The sequence below is a fragment of the Pseudomonas paraeruginosa PA7 genome, from assembly GCF_000017205.1.
Classification (GTDB): Bacteria; Pseudomonadota; Gammaproteobacteria; order Pseudomonadales; family Pseudomonadaceae; genus Pseudomonas; species Pseudomonas paraeruginosa.
The window spans coordinates 5233315-5256144 of the sequence record NC_009656.1 but is presented as its reverse complement, the minus strand read 5'-3'; the positions used below and the strand labels follow the sequence as shown (position 1 = coordinate 5256144).

Sequence of the window (22830 nt, the reverse complement as noted above, 5' to 3'; positions counted from 1 at the left end):
CGAGGGACAGCCTCGTGAGCTGTCTTGCGCGAAGCTATGCAGGGCATGTGCCGGCCGCAAGCGTCGAGGTCGGTTCAGTGTAGATGTTGTTATCTGGTTGAAAGGGAATGTCGCATTTTCGAATTTGCGCAAAGGCGATCTGGGCGCGTTTGCCGCGCGAGCGACAGCGGCAACGCAAGAGGCAGCCCCTGGGCTGCCTCTGGTGGTGCGGCGAGGTCCCGGATCAGGGCATCTGCACTTCGATCACGCCATCGGCGTTCACCGTGACCTGGCTGGTACCGGCCTCGATCTCCGGCGCCTGGGCACCACCGAAGCTGGCGTCGGCTTTCATCGCCGCCATCCGCATCACCGGATACGGGCGCGGTGCGCCGGCGCTGTTCACGTTCAGGCTGACCAGCTTGTAGCCCTTGCCGCCGAGTGCCTCGGTGAGCAACTGGGCGCGTTCCTTGAACGCGTCCACGGCGCCTTTCATCAACTGGTCCTCGTTCTTCTTGCGGGTCGCCTCGGCGATGCTGAAGTCCATGCCGCCCATCTTCAGCTTGCCCAGCAGGTCGGCGGAGAGCTGGCCGAGGGCGGCGAAGTCGGAGCTTTCCAGGCGCAGCTCGGCGCGCTCGCGCCAGCCGGTGATCTTCTGGCCCTTGTCGTCATAGACCGGGTAGCTGTTGCGGCTGCCCAGGCTGATGGTCACGCCCTTGACCTTGCGCGCGTCGGCGACGGCGGCATTGAGGACGCTGGTGGTCTCGGCGGCGAGCTTGGCCGGGTCGCTGCCCTGGCTTTCGCTGTAGAGGGTGACCTGCATCAGGTCGTGGGCCACCTGCTGGCTGACTTCGGCGTGCAGCGAGACCTGGTTGTAGCGCGGCGCTTCCTCGGCCACCGCCGAGAGGCTGGCGGCGCAGAGGGTGACGGCGGCGGCCAGGCGGGAAATCGCGGACATTGGGCAACTCCTTGTACTTGAGGCTGAATTCACACTGTAGAGCATGGTTCCGGTGGGCGCGGCGAGCGCGCCTGCAAGCCGGTCTTGGACCCTGAGACGGAAGTTTTTCGCAAAACGGGTTAGGCGATTTCGGAAAAAACGAGAAATTTACTGATCTGGGCCCTGACAGGGTCCGGCGAAACAGGGCAGGATGGCGACCTGCGAGGTTTCTGAGTCACTTTGCCGCAGAGTTGCCGACAGTGTCTTGGCTATACTCGCGCTTATTCCGGAAGAAAACATGCGCGCACCGGTTTTCCTGCTCTCCGCCAGTCGCCAGAACCTTGGCCGTCTGCTCCTCATCCGTATTCTCGTGCTGGCCGCGCAGGCCGGCTCGGTGGGTTTCGCCTGGCTCTCCGACCTGCTGCCGCTCCCCTGGCTGGCGCTGGGCCTGACCCTCGGCCTGTCCGCCGGCCTGATCCTGTTCACCGCCCTGCGCCTGCGCGCGCCATGGCCGGTGACCGACCAGGAATACGCGGTGCAACTGGCCTGCGACCTGATCATCCACAGCACCCTGCTGTATTACTCCGGCGGCTCGACCAACCCCTTCGTCTCCTATTACCTGGTACCGCTGACCATCGCCGCGGCGACCCTGCCCTGGATCTATTCCATGGTCCTCTCCGGCCTGGCCCTGACCGGCTACACCCTGCTGCTGATCTGGTACCACCCGCTGCACCTGCAGGCGGTGCAGCACGAGGCGATGCTGATCAACCTGCACCTGTTCGGCATGTGGCTGAACTTCGCCCTGTCGGCGGCTTTCATCACCTTCTTCGTGGTGAAGATGTCCGAGGCGCTGCGTTGGCAGGCGCACGTACAGGCCGAGCGGCGCGAGGAAAGCATGCGCGACCAGCAGTTGCTGGCGGTGGCCACGCAAGCGGCCGGCGCCGCGCACGAACTGGGCACGCCGCTGGCGACCATGAGCGTGTTGCTCAACGAACTGCGCCAGGAGCGTCCGCAGGATCCGACCCTGCAGGAAGACCTGGCCCTGCTGCAGGAGCAGGTCAAGCAGTGCAAGCACACCCTCCAGCAACTGGTGCGTGCCGCCGAGGCCGACCGCCGCCAGGCGGTGGAAGAGCAGAGCGCCGCCGAATGGCTGGAGTCGGTGCTGCGCCGCTGGCACCTGATGCGCCCCGAGGCCTCCTACCGCTACCAGTGCCTGGGCCTGGGCGCCGCGCCGCGCCTGACCCCGCCGACCGACCTCAGCCAGGCCCTGCTGAACCTGTTGAACAACGCGGCGGACGCCTGTCCCGACGACCTCGACATCCGCCTGGACTGGGATAGCAGCAATATCTGCCTGAGCATCCGCGACCATGGCGTCGGGGTGCCCCTGGCGATCGCCGAGCAGATCGGCAAACCGTTCTTCACCACCAAGGGCAAGGGCTTCGGCCTTGGCCTGTTTCTCAGTCAGGCCAGCGTGACCCGCGCTGGTGGAACGGTGAAGTTGTATAACCACGAAGATGGCGGCACTCTGACCGAACTGCGCCTGCCGCGCATGTACGGGATGGCTTGAGTGATCCGTCTGAGAGGCCCTGCCTATGTCTGAAGAGCTGCTCTTCGAAGGGGAAGAACATCCCCATCTCCTGCTGGTGGACGACGATCCCACCTTCACCCGCGTCCTGGCGCGGGCCATGAGCCGCCGCGGCCTGCGGGTCAGTACCGCCGGCTCCGCCGAGGAAGGCCTGGCGCTGGCCCAGCAGGACACCCCGGACTACGCCGTGCTCGACCTGAAGATGGAGGGCGATTCGGGACTGGTGCTGCTGCCGAAACTGCTGGAACTGCACGCGGACATGCGGGTGGTGATCCTCACCGGCTATTCCAGCATCGCCACCGCGGTCGAGGCGATCAAGCGCGGTGCCTGCAACTACCTGTGCAAGCCGGCGGATGCCGACGACGTGCTGGCCGCGCTGCTCTCAGAGCACGCCGACCTGGACACCCTGGTGCCGGAGAACCCGATGTCGGTGGATCGCCTGCAATGGGAGCACATCCAGCGCGTGCTCGCCGAGCACGAGGGCAACATCTCCGCCACCGCTCGCGCCCTGGGCATGCATCGACGGACCTTGCAGCGCAAGCTGCAGAAGCGGCCGGTCCGGCGCTGAAGCGAAAATGACGCCAGGGGCGCCGCAGGGCGCCCCTGGCGTTTTCGCTTTCCGTCGATTCGCGCTCGGTTTCGCGGGTTCCACCGGTCGCCGGGGATATCCAGCGGGCCGAGCAATCGTTAAGATGCAACTTTCATAAATCGCACGACCAGGGATTGATCATGCGTATCTTCGGTTCGAGTGCCGGCTGCCTGTCGGTGCTGTTCGGACTGGCCTTCGGGCTGCCTGCACTAGCCGAGCCCTCGGTGGACCTGGATGGTCCGACGGCGGGCTGGCGCTATTCCGGCCTGCTCGAACAGCCCGATGCCCCGCGTGTCGCCTATCCGACTCCGCCCATCGATCGCGGCGGCCAGCGCGGCCGCAGCCTGATCGAAGGACATCTGCGCGAACTGGTCGGCACCGAGCGCGCCCAGCGCCTGGTGGTCAACGGCAATCCTCTCCCTCTCTATACCGACGGCGCCGGGCGTTTCGTCCGCCCCTATGCGTTCGGCCATGGCTCCAATGGCGTCCAGGTCGGCAGCGCCGACGGCAAGATCCTCAAGCGCGTGCAGTTCTACGAGGCCAACCGCTCCCAGGTGCCCCCGCGTGTACGCGTGGTGCTCGGCTGGGACGACCCCAAGGCCGAGCTCGACCTGCATATCGTCACCCCCGATGGCCAGCACGCCTATTGGGCGCATCCGCGCCTGAGCAACAGCGGCGGCCTGGATCCGGACGGCGTCGACGGGCCCGGCCCGGAGATGTTCACCATGGGCGCGCCGCTGCACGGCACCTACCTGATCTACGTGAACTACTGGGGCAACCTCAACAACCAGGGCTACAACTTCCAGGCCGGCAGCAACGTACAGGACGTGATCACCGCCCAGGTCAACCTGGTGTTCAACGAAAACAGCGTCGACGAGAAGCACGAGACCTTCGTCGTGCCCCTGCGCACCATCGGCGACCTGGTGCTGGTCAAGACCTTTACCTACTGAAGCATCCCCCTCGTACGGATGACACGGGATTAGCGAACCATGAGCGAGAACAATACCCCCAGCCCTGCCAACGGAACCCCTGCGCCCGCCGCTGCGCGCCCGCGAAGCGCCCTGTGGCCGGTGCTGGGGATCGTCGCCGCGCTGGCCGCCGGCGGTGTGCTGGCCTGGCAGATGGGCTGGCTGGAGCGGCTCGGCGGAGGGCGCCCGGCCGAAGAGGACCTCGGCCAGCCGATCGGCGCCCAGGCACCCGCGGACTCCGCCGCGCCACGCGCCTACCGCGACCTGCGCAAGCCCGACGCGCTGATCGAGAGCGTATCGCTGAGCCGCCTGCCGAAGGAAATCCTCGAGGTGCCGCTGCTGCGCGATACCCTCACCGAGGACTTCGTCTTCTATTACGAGAACAACGGCGACCGCCTCGGCCTGACCGGTACGTTGCGACGGATCATCTACGAACACGACCTGACTCTGAAGGACAGCCTGGTCGAGGAACTCCTCGACCAGCCGGCCCAGGTCGCCCTCTGGCGCGGCGCCGACGGCCGCCTGCGCGACTTCGTGGTGGTGCTCAAGCGCGGCGGCCTGGCACGGGTGCTCGAGCCGCTGGCGCATATCGCCGCCGACGACCAGCAGTTGCGCAAGGTCGGCGAGCTGGCTGGAACCTCGGTCTATCGCCTGCGCTACGGCAACGACAAGGCGATGCTGTTCCTGTCCAAGGGCGACCGGCTGTTGCTGCTGTCGAACCCACGAATGCTCTTCGACGATGGCGGCGAAAGCGACGACAGCCCGTTGAACGGTCCGGCCAGCGAGGATCTGGCGGCGTTGATCGATGGCGACGAGCTGTTCCCCGAGCGCTTCGGCCTGCCGGACCGTGGCGAGCTGCGCCAGCGCATCACCCTGAATGCCAGCGTCCTGGCCATGGGCTACCAGCGCTTCATCCCGAGCTTCGCCGGGGTGCGCTTCGAGAAGGGCGAGCAGGGCTGGAGCAGCTACCTGGCGCTGAACGAGGTGGAGCGTCAGCCGCCGCTGGACTTCTCCCCGGTGTGGCAGGCCATGCCGATGGGCGCCAGCGCCTGCGTGGCGCTGCCGGTCACGCCCGGCCTGTACGGTGTGATGCTGGAGCGCCTGGGGGCCGAGCAGAAGATGGCCCAGGCCTTCTCCGAGCATCTCAGCGGCGCCGCCGGTCTCTGCTGGTATGCCAATTCGCGCCTGCATTCGCCGCTGCTGGTAGGCCAGTTGAGCGCGCCGGCCAGTGTCGAACTCGACGACGAGCTGGGCAAGCTGTTCAGCCGCGTGATCGGCGCGAAGGAAGCCAAGGCCGAGGGTGGCAGCTTCCCGGTGGACGACCGGGTGGATGGCCAGACCCGCCGCTGGACCCGCCAGGTCAGCTCGAACTTCGGCGCCTATCCGGCCAGCCAGGCGGACGACCCGGACAGCATCAGCGGCCGCGCGTTCTTCCGCATCGGCATGGCGCGGCATGGCCAGACCCTGCTGTTCTCCCTCGACGACCAGTTGCTCGGCAAGGCCCTGGACACCCTCGACAAGCGTTATCCGCCGCTCGCCGAAGTGCTGCCCAAGGATGCGCTGGTGCCAGCCTACCTGGCGCCGCAGCCGCTCTCCGAACTGCTGCAGCGGGAAACCCTCGACAGCCTGCCGCAAGACATGGAGCCGGTATTCCGCAATGCCGCCGACACCTACCTGATGCCGCGCCTGAAGACCCTCGCCGGCAAGGGCGGCTATGCCCTCGGGCTGCCTGCCGGCAGCCAGGCCAACGCGCCGTGGCAGTGGCTGCCGCTGGAATGGCGGCCGCTGTGAGGCGCCTGACGACCTTCGGCCTGGCGCTGCTCCTGCTGGCCAGCGGCGGTGCCCGTGGCGAGACCCCGGTAGCGCTCGACCCGCAGCAATCGCAGGTGTTCCGCGCCTGGTTCGTGCGCATCGCCCAGGAGCAGTTGCGCCAGGGACCGAGCCCGCGCTGGCACCAGCAGGACTGCGCCGGCCTGGTGCGCTTCGCCGCCAACGAGGCGCTGAAGGTCCATGATGGCAAATGGCTGCGCGCCAACGGCCTGTCCAACCGCTACCTGCCCCCGGAGCTGGCGCTCAGTCCCGAGCAACGGCGCCTGGCGCAGAACTGGCAGCAGGGGGGCGGCCAGGTCGGACCCTACGTGAATGCGATCAAGCTGGTGCAGTTCAACAGCCGGCTGGTCGGCCGCGACCTCAACCAGGCGCGCCCCGGCGACCTGATGTTCTACGACCAGGGCGACGACCAGCACCTGATGATCTGGATGGGCCGCTCCATCGCCTATCACACCGGCAGCAGCACCCCGACCGACAACGGCATGCGCTCGGTCAGCCTGCAACAACTCATGACATGGAAGGACACCCGATGGATCCCCGACGAATCCAATCCCAACTTTATCGGCATCTATCGGCTGGCTTTCCTTTCTCAATGAATCACGTCCCAGTGAAGACCACAGCAATGAGCAACCTGCGTCGTTTCAGCCGTAGCCTGGCGGTCGCCGCCCTGGCCCTGCTGCCGTTCGCCGCCGTCCAGGCGGAAGATGCGGTGGAGCCGAGCGGCTACACGCCGATGGCCGGTGAATCCTTCTTCCTGCTCGCCGACAGCAGCTTCGCCACCGACGAGGAAGCGCGGGTCCGCCTCGAGGCGCCCGGCCGCGACTACCGGCGCTACCGCATGGAGCCCTATGGCGGGGTCGACGTGCGCCTGTACCGGATCGAACAGCCGCTGGAGTTCCTCAAGCGGCAGAAGAACCTGCACCGTGTCCTGGCCGAAGGACAGTTCAAGGGCGAAGGGCTGTCGAATACCCTGGCCTATCTCTGGGACAACTGGTATCGCAAGTCGCGCCGGGTGATGCAGCGCGCCTTCTCCTACGAGTCGCGGCAACAGGTCACCGAGGCGGTGCCCGAGCTGAAGATGGGCAACGCCATGAGCGCGCCGACGCCCTACGACGCGCAGCCGCAGTACGCGCCGATTCCCGGCCTGCCGCTGGTCAGCCAGTTCCGCTACCCGCTGTGGGACGCCAAGCCCATCGAGCCGCCGCAGGACGTCAAGCTGGCCGGCTCCTCCAGCGAGTTCATCAACGTCGTGCCGGGCAATGTCTACATCCCGCTGGGCAAGCTGAAACCGGGCCTGTACCTGGTCGAGGCGCTGGTCGGCAAGTACCGCGCCACCACCGTGGTGTTCGTCTCCAACAGCGTGGCGGTGAGCAAGGTCGCCGGCGACGAGCTGCTGGTCTGGACCGCGCGCAAGCACGAAGGCACCCCGGTGCCCGACACCAAGGTGCTGTGGACCGACGGCCTGGGCGTGATGAGCAGCGGCAATACCGACGCCGATGGCCTGCTGCGGCTCCGGCACGCCAGTCCGGAGCGCTCCTACGTGATCGGCGAGGACCGCGAGGGTGGGGTCTTCGTCTCCGAGAACTTCTATTACGACAGCGAGATCTACGACACCAAGATCTACGCCTTCACCGACCGTCCGTTGTACCGGCCGGGCGACTGGGTCTCGTTGAAGATGGTCGGCCGCGAGTTCAAGAACGCCCGCCAATCCCAGGCCGCCGCCAGCGCTCCGGTGCGCCTGAGCGTGATCGACGCCAGCGGCACCGTATTGCAAAGCCTGGACCTGCGCTTCGACGCGAAGAGCGGCGCCAATGGCCGCTTCCAACTGCCGGAGAACGCCGTCGCCGGCGGCTACGAGCTGCGCTTCGACTACCGTGGGCAGACCTACAGCAGCGCCTTCCGCGTCGCCGAATACATCAAGCCGCACTTCGAGGTTTCCCTCGACCTGGCCAAGCCGGATTTCAAGACCGCCGAGCCGGTGAAGGGCGAGATCGTCCTGCTCTATCCGGACGGCAAGCCGGTGGCCAATGCGCGCCTGCAACTGAGCCTGCGCGCCCAGCAGTTGTCGATGGTGGACAACGAACTGCAGTATCTCGGCCAGTTCCCGGTGGAACTGAGCAGCACCGAACTGACCACCGACGGCAAGGGCCGCGCCACCATCGAATTGCCGGCGGCGGAGAAGCCCAGTCGCTACATGCTGACCATCTTCGCCAGCGACGGCGCCGCCTACCGGGTCAAGACCAGCAAGGAGATCCTCATCGAGCGCGGCGCCGCGCGCTATCGCCTGAGCGCGCCGCAGCGCTTCAGCGCCGCCGGCGAGAAGGTCGAGTTCAGCTATGCCAGCGAACAGCCGACCCCGCTCAAGCCGAGCAGCTACCAGTGGATCCGCCTGGAGGACCGCGCCACCGACAGCGGTCCGCTCGCCGCCGGCCGCTTCGCGCTGACCTTCGAGCGTCCCGGCACCTATTCCGTGGAGCTGCGCGACGACAAGGGCCAGCTCCTTGGCGCCACCGGCCACTCGGTGAGCGGCGAGGGCGTGAAGTCGGTGCCCGGCACCGTCGAAGTGATCTTCGACAAGCCCGAGTACCGCACCGGCGAGGAAGCTTCCGCACTGATCACCTTCCCCGAGCCGGTGGAGGATGCGCTGTTGTCCCTGGAGCGCGACAAGGTCGAGGCCACCGCCTTGCTGTCCAAGGGCGCCGACTGGCTGCGCCTGGAAAAGCTCAACCCGACCCAGTACCGCGTGCGGATCCCGGTGCGCGAGGAGTTCGCGCCGAACCTGACCTTCTCCGTGCTCTACACCAAGGGCGGCGACTACAGCTTCCAGAACGCCGGGATCAAGGTCGGCATGCCCCAGGTGGAGATCGACATCGCCACCGACAAGGAGCGCTACGAACCGGGCGAGACGGTGACCGTGACCCTGGCCACGCGCTTCGCCGGCAAACCGGTTTCCAGCCACCTGACCGTCAGCGTGGTGGATGAGATGGTCTATGCCCTGCAAGCGGAGATCGCCCCCGGCATCGACCAGTTCTTCTACCATCCGCGGCGCAACAACGTGCGCACCAGCGCCAGCCTGGCCTTCATCAGCTATGACGTGGCGCTGCCCGGCAGCACCAGCGCACCCGGACGGGCGAACCGCAGCGAGCGCGGCGTCAAGGTACTGGAGCGGCCGCGCCGCGAGGACGTCGACACCGCCGCCTGGCAGCCGGAACTGGTCACCGACGCCCAGGGCAAGGCCAGCTTCAGCTTCCGCATGCCCGACTCGCTGACCCGCTGGCGGATCACCGCGCGGGCCATCGACGACAACGGCCAGGTCGGCCAGAAGAAGCAGTTCCTTCGCTCGGAGAAGCCGCTGTACCTGAAGTGGAGCGGGCCGACCCGCTTCCGCCAGGGTGACCAGCCCGACCTCGGCCTGTTCGTCTTCAACCAGGGCGAACAGCCGGTCAAGGCCGAGCTGCTCAGCGGGCCGCCCGGCAGCCAGCGCAGCCAGACCCTGGAGCTGGCCAAGGGGGTCAACTACATTCCGCTGGCGCAACAGCCGCTCGCCGATGGCGACTGGAGCGCCGAGCTGCGCCAGGACGGGCAGGTCCGCGACCGCCTGGCGGTGCGCTTCAACCTGCTGGCCGACGGCTGGCAGGTGGAGCAGGCGCAGAACCTCAGCCTGGCGGCGGCGAGCAACCCGCTGCAACTGCCGGCGGACGCCCGCGACGTACGCCTGCGCCTGGCCGACGGACCGTCGGCGGCCTACCTGGGCAATCTCGATGATCTGCTGGAGTATCCCTACGGCGGCGTCGAGCAGACCGCCAGCCAGTTGCTGCCGCTGAGCATCGCCTATCCGGCGCTGGCCGGCGGCGAGCCGCGGATTCGCGACCGCCTGCGCCTGATCATGCAGAACAGTCGCCTGCGCCTGGTGCAGATGGCCGGCCCGGACGCCTGGTTCGCCTGGTGGGGCGGCGACGTCGATGGCGACGCTTTCCTCACCGCCTATGCCTACTACGCCGACTGGTACGCCAGCCGCGCACTGGAGATCCAACTGCCGGCCGAACACTGGCAGCGCATCCTCGAGCCTTACGCCAAGCAGGCGGCGCAGACTCCGCTGTTGCAGCGCGCGCTGATCCTGGCTTTCGCCCGCGACATGCAGTTGCCGGTGAACACCCTGCTCGGCGGCCTGCTCAACGATCTGGCCAACGCCGGCGAAGGGCAGGCGCGTGCGCAGCCGCTGGAGGCCGATGACGGCCTGGTGCTGGGCGATCCGGACTCGGCCCTCGGCCTGGCCGCGGCGCGGGTGCTGGCGGTGGACCTGGCGCGGCAACTGCGGGTCGCGGTGCCCGCACCGCTGGCGGCGCAGTCCGAGGCGGCGACGCAGCGCCTGCGCGAGGCCGGCCTGCCGTTCACCGACGCCTTGCTGGCGTCCCGCTCGAGCGTGGACGCGCAGCAGGCCAGCGCCTTGCTGCAACGCCTGGCGCCGGCGCAATCGACCCTGGAGCGCGCCCTGGCCCTGACCTGGTTGCAGGGTGTCCTGGCCCAGGCGCCTCAAGGCAAGCTGCCGCAGCCGCCGAAGGACTGGCAGGCGCAGCGCGGCGCTACTGGCGAGACCTACTGGCAATGGCGCGGCCGCGGCATCCCGAGCTGGGTCGACCTGGACGAGGCGCCGGCCCGGCCGCTGCCGGTCGCGCTCAGCTACCGCAGCGCCCAGGCGCCGAACGCGCAGTTGCCGGTGCAGATCAGCCGTCGTCTGCTACGCCTGGTGCCCGGCGAAGGGGCGTTCGAGTTCAAGGTCGAGGAGGTCGGCGACAGGCCGCTCTCCAGCGACGAGCTGTATCTCGACGAAGTGACGCTGAACGTTCCGGAGAACACCGCCCTGCGCTACGGCATGCTGGAGATGCCGTTGCCGCCCGGCGCGGATGTCGAGCGCACCACCTGGGGCATCAAGATCAGCGGCCTGGCTGGCGACGAGGCGACCACCCTGGAGCGCGCGCGCAACGAACCGGGCGAGCTGTTCTATGGGGTGCCGGTGGACAGCCTGAGTGGCGAACAGCGTTTCCGTCACCTGGTGCGTTTCTCCCAGAAAGGCAGCTTCAACCTGCCTCCGGCCCGCTACCTGCGTCTCTACGCGCCGGAACAGCAGGCCCTGGAAGCCAAGCCGGCGCTGGCCAAGGTCAAGGTCGAGTGATCGCGTTGCGCGCCTGGCTGGTCCTGCTGTGCGCCGTGCCGTTGCTGCTTCGCGCGGCGGAGGCGCCGGTGCAACTGGCCTGGCGCACGGCCCAGGGCTACGAACTGGTGAGCCTGGATCGCCAGCGGGTGCTCGAGCGCCGGCCATTGCCGGCCGATTTGCAGGCTCCGCTGGGCAGCCTGTGGAAATTGTTCGTCTTCGCCTGGCTGAGCGACACCGGTCAGACCGAGCCGCCCTATGCCTGCCAGGGGCGCAGCCGCGAAGAGGTCTACTGCTGCGAGAATGGCCAGACGATCGGCCGTGACCGCGCCCTGGTGCGTTCCTGCGGGCTGTATTTCGACCCGCAGCGCCTCGCCGTGCGGCCGCAGGCCTGGCGCGACTACTGGCAGGCGCGCCAGGCGCCGGCCTGGCTGCTCGATCTGGAGCGGCTGCAACCGCAGACGCGGGTGCCGGTTAAAGAGCTTCTGGAACAGTTGCAGCAGTTGCCGGCCCAGGACGAAGCGCGGCGTGTGCTGCTCGACGTGGCGTTGCAGGCCGGCGATGGGCATGCCATTGCCAGTCTGGGCGGGCGCCTGCGGGTGAAGACCTGGAGCTGGCTCGATGACCGCGATCCACAGGCGCGCCAGGGCGGTTTCGCCGGCTGGCTGGTCGACGGGACGCCGCTCTGGCTCGGTGGCCCGGGGACCAGCAAGGTGATCCTGGACCGTTACGCCGAGGTGCTCGGGCGCTTCCTGCCGAGTCCGTGGCCGGCCGATCCGGGCCGTTGCGTGGAAGTGAACCTGTTCAGCCGCTATCCGCTGCGTTCGGTCAGCGCTACCGCCGGCCACCCGGCCCCCGAAGGCCTGCTGCACGGTCCGCAGCAAGTGCTCTTCGCCAACGGCAATCGCCTGGACATCGCCAGCGCCGGCGACCTCTTTCTACAGCGAGTGGATGGCGTGCCGCGCCTGGTCGCCCGGGTTTCGCGCGAAGAGTACGTGGCGCGGGTGCTGGAGCGCGAAGCCTCGGCGCAGCCGAAGGAAGCCGCCCGCGCGCTGGCGGTGACCATTCGCACCTATCTGTTGCAGAACGCCGCACCGCGCGGCGAGTGCCTGGCCATCGATGACAGCAGCCAGCGCCAGCGCGTGGCGCCGCGCCCGGCCAGCGCGCCGGCACGGCGCATCGCCGCCTGGAGCGCCGACCTGGTGCTGGCCGGGGCGACCGTCAACTATCACTCCGACCAGCCTGGCCCGGCGCGCCTGTCCTGGAAGCAGGCGGTGGAGCAGGCCGGCCAGGGCCTGGGCTACGACAGCATCCTCGCCCAGGCCTTCCCGCGCAGCAGCCTGAGCCGCTGGGACAACCCGGTGGCCGCCTGCCAGCCGTTGCCGGCCGCCGAAGAGTGGCTGCGCAAGCAGCGCCGGCAGTGGCGCGAGCGCCTCGACCGCGAGCCCGGCTACGAGGAAATACCGAGTTTTTCCGTATGCCGCCTGGCTTCCGGGCGGCCCTATGTCGATCGCGAGCGCGAACGCATCTTCGTCCGTGGCCTGTATTCCCTACAGGAGCGCCTGGACCTCACCCACGAATACCTGCACCTGGCCTTCCGCGCCCATCCCAGCGGCCAGGACGAAAACTATGTCGAAAGCCTGGCCCGGCGCCTGCTACTGGAATGACTCCATGAACCGAATGTCCCTTGCCGCCCTGCTCAGTTGCCTGCCCCTCGTCGCCTGGGCGGACAACCCCGTGAAACTGGATACGCCGGTCTCCGGCTGGCGCGCCGGCGACGGTTCCGCCGCCAATTACCGGCAGGTGGTGAATTACCCGGCGTCCTCGGTCAACGTCGCCGCCGACCAGGCGACCACCGCGCGCATTCGCGGCGCGATCGCGGCCCAGTCCAAGGACCGCCCGGCGACGCTGGTGGTGAACGGTGTGAGCATGCCGCTGAAGGTGGACGCCGATGGCAGCTTCGACCGCCCGTTCGCCTTCCCGTCCGGCAGCAACAGCGTCGAGGTGCGCAACGCCGCCGGGCAGTCGCGACGGGTCCAGTTCTATCACGGTGGCGGCGGCGGGGAAGTGCCGGCCAAGCTGCGCGTGCTGCTGTCCTGGGACAGCGACAACACCGACCTCGACCTGCACCTGGTGACCCCGGACGGCGAGCACGTCTGGTATGGCAACCGTTCGCTGGCCAACGGCGCGACCCTGGATGTCGACGTCACCACCGGTTACGGCCCGGAAATCATCGCCACGCCGACTCCGCAGAAGGGGCCTTACCTGGTCTACGTCAACTATTTCGGCGGTGGCTACGGCAGCAGCGAGGACGGCGCCGAGCAGGCCGCCCAGGACCTGACCACGGCGCGCATCACCCTGGTCACCGAGGAAGGCACGCCGAACGAGAAACAGGAAACCTTCCTGGTACCGATGCGCAAGCCCGGCGAGCTGACGCTGGTGAAGCGCTTCAGCTACCCGTAGGCGGGAGAGACGCGCCGCGCGCCGTCCCGTAGGGGGATAACGCCCCTGGCGTCATTCGCCGTCGCTCCGGCATCGGCGTTACCAACCGCGTGGCATGACGGCGGCGCGCATGCCGCTGCGAATGGCTCCTGGGCTCAGGCGGGCTGCTCGCCCTGCCAGGTATCGATCACTTCCTGCGCCGCGCGGAACGCGTCGATCGCCGCCGGTACCCCGGCATAGACCGCGCAGTGCAGCAGCGCCTCGCGGATTTCCTCCACCGTGCAGCCGTTGTTCAGCGCGCCGCGCACGTGGCCTTTGAGCTCCTGCGGGCATTTCAGCGCGGTCAGGGCGGCCAGGGTGATCAGGCTGCGGGTCTTGCGCGGCAGCGTATCGCGGGCCCACACCGAGCCCCAGGCATGCTCGTTGACGAAGTCCTGCAATGGCTGGGTGAAGGCGGTGGCGTTGCCCATGGCGCGCTCGACGAAGGCGTCGCCCATGACTTCACGTCGGATCTCCAGACCGGTCTTGTGGTGTTCGCTCATCGGAAGTTTCCTGTCTAGGGTAGGAGGCGGCTCAATCCAGCGACTCTATCCGAACCGGCGCCACGCCGCTGCGGATCATGCCCAGGCCTTCGGCGGCCTTGCGCGATACATCGATGATCCGCCCGCGGCGGAACGGCCCGCGATCGTTGATGCGGACCACCACGCTGCGGCGGTTGTCGAGGTTGGTTACCCGCACGCGGGTACCGAACGGCAGCGTACGGTGGGCAGCGGTCATCGCGTTGGGGTTGTAGCGTTCGCCGCTGGCGGTACGCAGGCCGGCGTGGCGGCTGCCATAATAGGAGGCTTCGCCGGTATCCGCGGAACCGCTGCCGCCGAGGCTGGAGCAGCCGGCGAGGAACAGCGGTAGGACGGCGAGGGCGAGGCGCACGGCGGCGGATGGGTTGGGCATGGACAATAGGCTCCTGGCGGACAAGAAGACGCCGGGCGAACCCGGCGTCTGGCTTTGACTCACGCTTCGAGCTTTTTCTTCAGCAACTCGTTCACCTGCTGCGGGTTGGCCTTGCCTTTCGAAGCTTTCATCGCCTGGCCGACGAAGAAGCCGAACATCTTGCCGCGCTTGGCCTCGTCGGCGGCGCGGTACTGCTCGACCTGCTCGGCGTTGGCCGTCAGCACCTCGTCGAGCATCTTCTCGATGGCGCCACTGTCGGTGACCTGCTTCAGGCCCTTGGCCTCGATGATCTGGTCGGCGGAACCCTCGCCGTTGGCCATGGCTTCGAAGACCATCTTGGCGATCTTGCCGGAGATGGTGTTGTCCTTGATACGCAGGATCATGCCGCCCAGTTGCTCGGCGGACACCGGCGACTGCTCGATCTCCAGGCCGTCCTTGTTGAGCAGGCTGCCCAGCTCGACCATCACCCAGTTGGCCGCCAGCTTGGCGTCGCCGCAGATTTCCTGGACCTTCTCGAAGTAGTCGGCCATCTCGCGGCTGGCGGACAGCACGCTGGCGTCGTAGGCCGACAGGCCGTACTGGCTCTCGAAGCGCTCGCGCTTCTGCACCGGCAGTTCCGGCAATTGCTCGCGCAGCTTCGCCAGGTACTCGGGCTCGATGATCACCGGCAGCAGGTCGGGGCAGGGGAAGTAACGGTAGTCGTTGGCTTCTTCCTTGCCGCGCATGGAGCGGGTCTCGTCCTTGTTCGGGTCGTACAGGCGGGTTTCCTGGACCACCTTGCCGCCGTCCTCGATCAGCTCGATCTGGCGCTGGATCTCATGGTTGATCGCCTTCTCGATGAAGCGGAAGGAGTTGACGTTCTTGATCTCGGCGCGGGTGCCGAACTCGGCCTGGCCCTTGGGCCGCACCGAGACGTTGCAGTCGCAGCGCAGCGAACCCTCGGCCATGTTGCCGTCGCAGATGCCCAGGTAGCGCACCAGGGCGTGGATCGCCTTGACGTAGGCCACGGCTTCCTTGGCGCTGCGGATGTCCGGCTCGGAAACGATCTCCAGCAGCGGCGTGCCGGCGCGGTTCAGGTCGATCCCGCTCATGCCCTGGAAGTCCTCGTGCAGGCTCTTGCCGGCGTCTTCCTCCAGGTGCGCGCGGGTGATGCCGATGCGCCTGGTGGTGCCGTCTTCCAGGGTGATGTCGAGGTGGCCCTTGCCGACGATGGGGTGGTCCATCTGGCTGGTCTGGTAGCCCTTCGGCAGGTCCGGGTAGAAGTAGTTCTTGCGGGCGAACACGTTCTGCCGGTCGATCCGCGCGTCGATCGCCAGGCCGAACAGGCAGGCCATGCGCACGGCCTCCTCGTTGAGCACCGGCAGGGTGCCTGGCATGGCCAGGTCGACCAGGCTGGCCTGGGTGTTCGGCGCTGCGCCGAAGGCGGTCGGGCTGCCGGAGAAGATCTTCGATTGGGTGGCGAGCTGTGCGTGGATTTCCAGCCCGATCACGGTTTCCCATTGCATGTGGTGTTCCTCAATCCTTCTGTGCCTGCGCAGTCCCGCTGCCGACCCTGCGGGCCGCCCTCTCCGTGCGGGGAGAGGGGAGGGGACTGCGCGGCGTTGCCATGGCTTAGAAGCCGGCCGGGGTGCGGGTGTGCCAGTCGCTGACCTGCTGGTACTGGTGCGCGACGTTGAGCAGGCGGCCTTCCTGGAAGTAAGGCGCGAGCAACTGGACACCCACCGGCAGGCCGTCGACGAAGCCGGCGGGCATGGACAGCCCCGGCAGGCCGGCGAGGTTGGCGGTGATGGTGTAGATGTCTTCCAGGTACTGGGAAACCGGGTCGTCGTTCTTCTCGCCGATCTTCCAGGCCGGGTTCGGCGTGGTCGGGCCGAGGATCACGTCCACTTCGGCGAAGGCGTTGACGAAGTCGTTCTTGATCAGCCGACGAATCTTCTGAGCCTGCAGGTAATAGGCATCGTAGTAGCCGGCCGACAGCGCGTAGGTGCCGACCATGATGCGGTTCTTCACCTCGCTGCCGAAGCCTTCGGCGCGCGAGCGCTTGTACAGGTCTTCCAGGTTCTGCGGGGCGTCGCAGCGATAGCCGTAGCGCACGCCGTCGAAGCGCGACAGGTTGGAGGAGGCCTCGGCCGGGGCGATCACGTAGTAGGCGGGAATGGCGTGCTGCATGTTCGGCAGGGAAATGTCCTTCACCGTGGCGCCGAGCTTCTTCAACTCCTCCACCACCGCCAGCACCGCGTCGGCGATGCGACTGTCGAGGCCGGCGCCGAAGTATTCCTTCGGCAGGCCGATGCGCAGGCCGCTCAGCGGCTTCTGCAGGGCGGCCAGGTAGTCGTCCACCGGCTGCTCGACGCTGGTGGAGTCCTTCGGGTCGAAGCCGGCCATCGCCCCCAGCATCAGCGCGCAATCCTCGGCGGTGCGCGCCAGCGGGCCGCCCTGGTCGAGGCTGGAGGCGTAGGCGATCATGCCCCAGCGGGATACCCGGCCGTAGGTGGGCTTGATCCCGGTGAGGTTGGTCAGCGCCGCCGGCTGGCGGATCGAGCCGCCGGTATCGGTGCCGGTGGCGGCCGGCAGCAGGCGCGCGGCGACCGCCGCGGCGGAACCGCCGGAGGAGCCGCCGGGCACGCGGTCGAGGCTCCAGGGGTTCTTCACCGCGCCGTAGTGGCTGGACTGGTTCGACGAGCCCATGGCGAATTCGTCCATGTTCAGCTTGCCGAGGGTCACGGTGCCGGCGGCGGCGAGTTTCTCGACGACGGTGGCATCGTAGGGCGAGACGAAGTTGTCGAGCATCTTCGAACCGCAGCTGGTGCGTACGCCCTGGGTGCAGAACAGGTCCTTGTGGGCGATCGGCGCGCCGAGCAGGGCGCCGTTCTCGCCGTTGGCGCGCCGTTCGTCGGCTGCCTTGGCCTGGGCGATGGCCAGGTCGTCGGTGACGCTGATGAAACTGTTGAGCTGGGGATCCAGCTGCCGGATGCGACCGAGCAGGGTGCGGGTCAGCTCTTCGGCGGAAAATCGCTTGTCGGCGAGGGCGCGGGCGATCTCGGCGAGGGTCAATTGATGCAGCATGTGTCCGCGTCCTTATTACTCGATGACTTTCGGAACCAGGTACAGACCTTCTTCCACGGCGGGGGCGATGGTCTGGTAGGCGTCGCGGTGATCGGTCTCGGTGACCGCGTCCGGGCGCAGGCGCTGGGTGGCTTCCAGCGGGTGGGCGAGCGGTTCTACGCCGCTGGTGTCGACCGCCTGCATCTGGTCGATCAGGCCGAGGATGTTGTTCAGGGTCTCGGTGGTACGCGGAAGATCGGCCTCGCTCAGGCCCAGGCGGGCGAGATGGGCGATTTTTTCCACGTCGGAGCGTTCAAGCGCCATCGGGAGTCTCCAGCAAAAGCGGCCTTGGAAGGGCGGCGGGCGCCATGCGATATATAAGGCAGGGAACGGATGCCGCGGTCGGCGGTCTAATTCCGCCTGGACGGGCCTTGTGGGGCCGGGAAAAGCCAGCAATTTAGCATATTGCCCGCCTTGCCCAAAATCCCCGTCGTTGTTAGAGTTTGCCGCACTTTTTTACCCGCGTATTTTTCACCCACGCTTCGCCTAGGGTTTCTTTCCCATGTTCAAAAAATTGCGTGGCATGTTTTCCAGCGATCTGTCGATCGACCTGGGTACTGCCAATACCCTTATTTATGTGCGCGAGCGCGGCATCGTCCTGAACGAACCGTCCGTGGTCGCCATTCGCAGCCATGGCAGCCAAAAGAGCGTCGTCGCCGTGGGCACCGAGGCCAAGCGCATGCTCGGCCGTACCCCGGGCAACATCGCCGCCATCCGTCCGATGAAAGACGGCGTGATCGCGGATTTCAGCGTCTGCGAGAAGATGCTGCAGTACTTCATCAACAAGGTTCACGAAAACAGCTTCCTGCAGCCCAGCCCGCGCGTGCTGATCTGCGTACCGTGCAAGTCCACCCAGGTTGAACGCCGGGCGATCCGCGAATCCGCCCTGGGCGCCGGCGCCCGCGAAGTGTTCCTGATCGAGGAGCCGATGGCCGCCGCCATCGGCGCCGGCCTGCCGGTCGAGGAGGCCCGCGGCTCGATGGTCGTCGACATCGGCGGCGGTACCACCGAGATCGCCCTGATCTCCCTCAACGGCGTGGTCTACGCCGAGTCCGTCCGAGTCGGTGGCGACCGCTTCGACGAAGCCATCGTCACCTACGTGCGGCGCAACTACGGCAGCCTGATCGGCGAATCCACCGCCGAGCGGATCAAGCAGGAGATCGGCACCGCCTTCCCCGGCGGCGACGTCCGCGAAGTCGACGTCCGTGGCCGCAACCTGGCCGAAGGCGTGCCGCGCAGCTTCACCCTGAACTCCAACGAAGTCCTCGAGGCCCTGCAGGAATCCCTGGCGACCATCGTCCAGGCGGTCAAGAGTGCCCTCGAGCAGTCGCCGCCGGAGCTGGCCTCGGACATCGCCGAGCGCGGCCTGGTGCTGACCGGCGGTGGCGCCCTGTTGCGCGACCTGGACAAGCTGCTGGCCCAGGAAACCGGCCTGCCGGTGATCGTCGCCGAGGAGCCGCTGACCTGCGTGGCGCGCGGCGGTGGCCGTGCGCTGGAGATGATGGACCGCCACTCCATGGACCTGCTCTCCACCGAGTAAGGTGGCGAGCATCGTCGTCTAGGAGCGGATCATCAAACCGCTATTCTCCAAAGGCCCGTCGCTGGGCGTTCGCCTGTTGGTGCTGGCCGTGCTGTCGGTCAGCCTGATGGTGGTGGACGCCCGGTTCGACTATCTGGAGCCCGTCCGCAGCAAGCTGGGGATGGTGCTCACGCCTTTCTACGGCCTGGCGGAAATGCCGGTGCGCGCCTGGGAAGGCGTGCGCGACCAGTTCAGCAGCCGTAGCGAGCTGATCGCCGAGAACGAGCGTCTCAAGGCCGAGTCCCTGCTGATGCAGCGTCGCGTGCAGAAGCTCGCGGCGCTCACCGAGCAGAACGTGCGCCTGCGCGAACTGCTGAATTCCGCCGCGCTGGTCGACGACAAGGTGCTGGTCAGCGAACTGATCGGCGTCGACCCGAACCCCTTCACCCAGCGCATCATGATCGACAAGGGCGAGAACGACGGCGTTTTCGTCGGCCAGCCGGTGCTCGATGCCAGCGGCCTGATGGGCCAGGTGGTCGAGGTCATGCCCTACACCGCGCGGGTCCTGCTGCTCACCGATACCACCCATAGCATCCCCGTGCAGGTCAACCGCAATGGCCTGCGCGCCATCGCCGTCGGCACCGGCAACCCGGAACGCCTGGAGCTGCGCTATGTCGCCGACACCGCCGACATCAAGGAAGGCGACCTGCTGGTCAGTTCCGGCCTTGGGCAGCGTTTCCCCGCCGGCTATCCGGTGGCCACGGTCAAGGAAGTCATCCACGATTCCGGCCAGCCGTTCGCCGTGGTCCGCGCGGTGCCGACCGCGAAGATGAACCGCAGTCGCTACGTGCTGCTGGTGTTCAGCGACAGTCGTACGCCGGAACAGCGCGCCAATGACGCCGCAGAGGCCCAGGAAGAAGCGGACAAGAAGGCCGCCGCCGGCGCCCAGGCGGCCCCGCCGGCCGCCGCGCCCGCCCCGGCGCCGGCAAGCCCCGCGCCGCAGGGTGGCGCCACTCCTGCCGCCGGTGCCCCCGCCGCGCCCGCACAACCCGCCGCACCGACGGCGCCCGCCGGGGGACGTCGCTGATGGCTCGCGCGACCCAGGGTTCGAACAATGTCTGGGTGATCTGGCTGAGCCTGCTGGTCGGCCTGCTGCTGGCGGTGGCGCCGATGCCGACCTTTACCGAGATCGGCCGCCCGCTGTGGCTGGCGATGCTGCTGACCTACTGGGTGTTGCTGCTGCCCGAGCGGGTCGGGATGGTCACCGCCTGGCTGCTCGGCCTGGCCCAGGACGTGCTCTACGGCAACCTGCTCGGGCAGAACGCGCTGATCCTCGGCCTGATCACCTTCCTCGTACTGTCCCTGCACCAGCGCCTGCGCATGTTCCCGGCCTGGCAGCAATGCCTGGTGCTGGTGGTGGTCTACGGCCTGGCGCAACTGCTCCAGCTGTGGCTCAACGCTCTCACCGGAAACCGTCCGCCGACCCTGACCTTCCTGCTCCCGGCACTGGTCAGCGCACTGCTCTGGCCCTGGGTGTACGCCCTGCTGCAGTTCGTACGGCTGCGCCTTAACGTGAGGTAGGTCCGTTCCGCGGCTATGCTGCGGCGGATATCGTCATTCTTCGAGACGGGGGCGCCGCATCCCCGTCGCGTTTCCCGGGAGCCTCCATGTCCTCGCTGTACCTAGCCTCCGCCTCGCCCCGCCGCCGCGAACTGCTGGCCCAGATCGGCGTGCCGCTCTCCGTGCTGTCCATCGCCATCGACGAAACCCCGTTGCCGGACGAAGCGCCGGCCGCCTATGTCGAACGCCTGGCGCGTGGCAAGGCCGCCGCCGGCCTGGCTATGCTGGAAGAGCTGGGTGGGGAGGGGTGCGTGCTGGGTGCGGATACCTCGGTGGTGATCGATGGCAGGATCCTCGGCAAGCCGGCCGACGAGTCCGACGGGCTGGCGATGCTCGCCGCGCTTTCCGGACGTGAACACCAGGTCCTTACCGCGGTGGCGCTGGCCGCCGCCACTGGCATCGAGGCGCGGGTGGTGAAGTGCCGGGTGCGCTTTCGCCAGATCGGTCACGACGAGGCCCTGCGTTACTGGCTCAGCGGCGAGCCGGCGGACAAGGCGGGTGGCTATGCGATCCAGGGCCTTGGCGCGATATTCGTCAGCCGTATCGAAGGCAGTTACAGTGCGGTGGTCGGGCTGCCTTTGTGTGAAACTGCGGAACTGTTGGGGGAATTCGGCATCCCTTGCTGGCAGCCCGTGGGCGGGAATCCGCCGTAACGCCTAACGCGCCGAAATAAGGACAGTGGACGCATGAGCGAAGAGATCCTGATCAATATCACGCCGATGGAATCGCGCGTGGCGGTGGTGGAGAACGGCGTCCTGCAGGAAGTGCATGTCGAGCGCACCCAGCGTCGCGGCATCGTCGGCAATATCTACAAGGGGCGGGTGGTGCGGGTGCTGCCGGGGATGCAGGCGGCGTTCGTCGACATCGGCCTGGAACGGGCAGCGTTCATCCATGCCGCCGAGATCTCCACCCGCGAAGGCAGCGCGGTGGAAAGCATCAGCGCGCTGGTCCACGAAGGCCAGGCGCTGGTGGTGCAAGTGACCAAGGACCCCATCGGCACCAAGGGCGCGCGCCTGACCACCCACCTGTCGATTCCCTCGCGCTACCTGGTCTACATGCCGCGCACCAGCCATGTCGGGATTTCCCTGCGGATCGAGGACGAAGTCGAACGCGAGCGGCTGAAGAAGGTGGTCGCCGACTGCGTCGCGGCGGAGGGGATCGAGGGGCAGGGCGGCTTCATCCTGCGCACCGCCGCGGAAGGCGCGGGAGAGGACGAGATTCTCGCCGACATCCGCTACCTGCGCCGGCTATGGGATCAGATCGCCGCGCAGATCCAGAGCATCGGCGCACCTTCGGTGATCTACGAGGACCTGTCCCTGGCGATCCGTACCCTGCGCGACCTGGTCAACCCGCGGATCGAGAAGATCCGCATCGATTCCCGGGAGAATTTCCAGAAGATCACTTCCTTCGTCGAGGAACTGATGCCGGAGATTTCCGATCGGCTCGAGCACTATCCGGGCGAGCGGCCGATCTTCGACCTGTACGGCGTCGAGGACGAGATCCAGAAGGCCCTGGAGCGCAAGGTGCTGCTGAAGTCTGGCGGCTACCTGATCGTCGATCCGACCGAGGCGATGACCACCATCGACGTCAACACCGGCGCCTTCGTCGGCCATCGCAACCTCGAGGAAACCATCTTCAAGACCAATCTCGAGGCGGCCACCGCGATCGCCCGCCAGTTGCGTCTGCGCAACCTGGGCGGGATCATCATCATCGACTTCATCGACATGGAGGACGAGGAGCACCGCCGGCAGGTCCTGCGCACCCTGGAGAAACAGCTGGAGCGCGACCACGCCAAGACCAACATCATCGGCATCACCGAACTCGGCCTGGTGCAGATGACCCGCAAGCGCACCCGCGAAAGCCTGGTGCAGATCCTCTGCGAGCCCTGCCCCTGCTGCCAGGGACGCGGCATGCTGAAGACCGCGGAGACCACCTGCTACGAGATCTTCCGCGAAATCCTCCGCGAGGCGCGCGCCTACCAGGCCGATTCCTACCTGGTGCTGGCCAACCAGAAGGTGGTGGACCGGCTTCTCGACGAGGAGTCGGGCAATGTCGCCGACCTCGAGGCGTTCATCGGTCGCACCATCAAGTTCCAGGTCGAGGCGATGTACTCGCAGGAGCAATATGACGTGGTCCTGCTCTGAGGCTGATGGCTG

Annotated in this window: 19 protein-coding genes; 13 read left to right on the top strand and 6 right to left on the bottom strand. The window is 67.4% G+C overall.

Annotated elements, in window-relative coordinates; all coding sequences use genetic code 11:
- Window positions 1–223: 223 nt before the first annotated feature.
- Complete coding sequence (locus PSPA7_RS24355; RefSeq protein WP_003157828.1) at window positions 224–934, bottom strand: SIMPL domain-containing protein; 711 nt, start codon at window positions 932–934, stop codon at window positions 224–226.
- A 277-nt stretch (window positions 935–1211) separates the two neighbouring features.
- On the opposite strand from PSPA7_RS24355, the gene PSPA7_RS24350 reads away from it, so the two are divergent.
- From PSPA7_RS24350 to PSPA7_RS24315, 8 genes are all read left to right on the top strand, one after another.
- Window positions 1212–2480, top strand: a complete 1269-nt coding sequence (locus PSPA7_RS24350; protein WP_012077251.1) for an ATP-binding protein — start codon at window positions 1212–1214, stop codon at window positions 2478–2480.
- Window positions 2481–2505: 25 nt separating this feature from the next.
- Window positions 2506–3066: a response regulator transcription factor gene (locus PSPA7_RS24345; RefSeq protein WP_003094419.1), complete on the top strand. Its 561-nt coding sequence runs from the start codon at window positions 2506–2508 to the stop codon at window positions 3064–3066.
- Window positions 3067–3227: 161 nt separating this feature from the next.
- Window positions 3228–4037 carry a YfaP family protein gene (locus PSPA7_RS24340; protein ID WP_012077250.1) on the top strand — a complete coding sequence of 270 codons (810 nt, stop codon included), beginning with the start codon at window positions 3228–3230 and terminating at the stop codon, window positions 4035–4037.
- 39 nt (window positions 4038–4076) lie between these two features.
- Window positions 4077–5846 (top strand): DUF2138 domain-containing protein, encoded by a 1770-nt coding sequence (locus tag PSPA7_RS24335; RefSeq protein ID WP_012077249.1) that lies wholly within the window; start codon window positions 4077–4079, stop codon window positions 5844–5846.
- Window positions 5843–6481, top strand: a complete 639-nt coding sequence (locus PSPA7_RS24330; RefSeq protein WP_003152479.1) for a DUF1175 domain-containing protein — start codon at window positions 5843–5845, stop codon at window positions 6479–6481. Before PSPA7_RS24335 ends, PSPA7_RS24330 begins: the two co-directional genes overlap by 4 nt.
- 26 nt (window positions 6482–6507) lie before the next feature.
- Window positions 6508–11058: an alpha-2-macroglobulin MagD gene (magD, locus tag PSPA7_RS24325; RefSeq protein ID WP_012077248.1), complete on the top strand. Its 4551-nt coding sequence runs from the start codon at window positions 6508–6510 to the stop codon at window positions 11056–11058.
- Window positions 11055–12704, top strand: coding sequence for a YfaQ family protein (locus PSPA7_RS24320; protein ID WP_012077247.1), 1650 nt, complete (start codon window positions 11055–11057; stop codon window positions 12702–12704). Before magD ends, PSPA7_RS24320 begins: the two co-directional genes overlap by 4 nt.
- Before the next feature lie 4 nt (window positions 12705–12708).
- A complete protein-coding gene (locus tag PSPA7_RS24315) occupies window positions 12709–13500 on the top strand; it encodes a YfaP family protein (RefSeq protein WP_012077246.1) in 792 nt (263 codons plus the stop codon).
- A gap of 134 nt (window positions 13501–13634) precedes the next feature.
- Here the strand turns inward: PSPA7_RS24315 and PSPA7_RS24310 are convergent, their stop codons facing one another.
- From PSPA7_RS24310 to gatC, 5 genes are all read right to left on the bottom strand, one after another.
- Window positions 13635–14021 (bottom strand): carboxymuconolactone decarboxylase family protein, encoded by a 387-nt coding sequence (locus PSPA7_RS24310; protein ID WP_003154549.1) that lies wholly within the window; start codon window positions 14019–14021, stop codon window positions 13635–13637.
- A gap of 31 nt (window positions 14022–14052) precedes the next feature.
- Window positions 14053–14430, bottom strand: coding sequence for a septal ring lytic transglycosylase RlpA family protein (locus PSPA7_RS24305; RefSeq protein ID WP_012077245.1), 378 nt, complete (start codon window positions 14428–14430; stop codon window positions 14053–14055).
- 59 nt (window positions 14431–14489) lie between these two features.
- Window positions 14490–15950, bottom strand: a complete 1461-nt coding sequence (gene gatB, locus PSPA7_RS24300; protein WP_228380099.1) for an Asp-tRNA(Asn)/Glu-tRNA(Gln) amidotransferase subunit GatB — start codon at window positions 15948–15950, stop codon at window positions 14490–14492.
- A gap of 91 nt (window positions 15951–16041) precedes the next feature.
- Window positions 16042–17496, bottom strand: coding sequence for an Asp-tRNA(Asn)/Glu-tRNA(Gln) amidotransferase subunit GatA (gene gatA / locus PSPA7_RS24295; RefSeq protein ID WP_012077243.1), 1455 nt, complete (start codon window positions 17494–17496; stop codon window positions 16042–16044).
- Window positions 17497–17511: 15 nt separating this feature from the next.
- Entirely contained in the window at window positions 17512–17799 is a 288-nt protein-coding gene (gatC, locus tag PSPA7_RS24290) for an Asp-tRNA(Asn)/Glu-tRNA(Gln) amidotransferase subunit GatC (protein WP_003094397.1), read from the bottom strand.
- A 238-nt stretch (window positions 17800–18037) separates the two neighbouring features.
- Here gatC and mreB point away from each other — a divergent pair, with 238 nt between their 5' ends.
- The 5 genes from mreB (at window position 18038) to rng (ending at window position 22818) form a co-directional block, all read left to right on the top strand.
- The gene (gene mreB / locus PSPA7_RS24285; RefSeq protein ID WP_003094393.1) at window positions 18038–19075 is read left to right on the top strand and encodes a rod shape-determining protein MreB; all 1038 of its coding nucleotides are present in this window, start codon (window positions 18038–18040) and stop codon (window positions 19073–19075) included.
- A gap of 31 nt (window positions 19076–19106) precedes the next feature.
- Window positions 19107–20141, top strand: a complete 1035-nt coding sequence (gene mreC, locus PSPA7_RS24280) for a rod shape-determining protein MreC (protein WP_071535372.1) — start codon at window positions 19107–19109, stop codon at window positions 20139–20141.
- Window positions 20141–20635 carry a rod shape-determining protein MreD gene (gene mreD / locus PSPA7_RS24275; protein ID WP_012077241.1) on the top strand — a complete coding sequence of 165 codons (495 nt, stop codon included), beginning with the start codon at window positions 20141–20143 and terminating at the stop codon, window positions 20633–20635. Before mreC ends, mreD begins: the two co-directional genes overlap by 1 nt.
- Window positions 20636–20721: 86 nt before the next feature.
- A complete protein-coding gene (locus PSPA7_RS24270; RefSeq protein WP_012077240.1) occupies window positions 20722–21327 on the top strand; it encodes a Maf family protein in 606 nt (201 codons plus the stop codon).
- A 33-nt stretch (window positions 21328–21360) separates the two neighbouring features.
- The gene (gene rng / locus PSPA7_RS24265; protein WP_003156999.1) at window positions 21361–22818 is read left to right on the top strand and encodes a ribonuclease G; all 1458 of its coding nucleotides are present in this window, start codon (window positions 21361–21363) and stop codon (window positions 22816–22818) included.
- Window positions 22819–22830 lie beyond the last annotated feature (12 nt).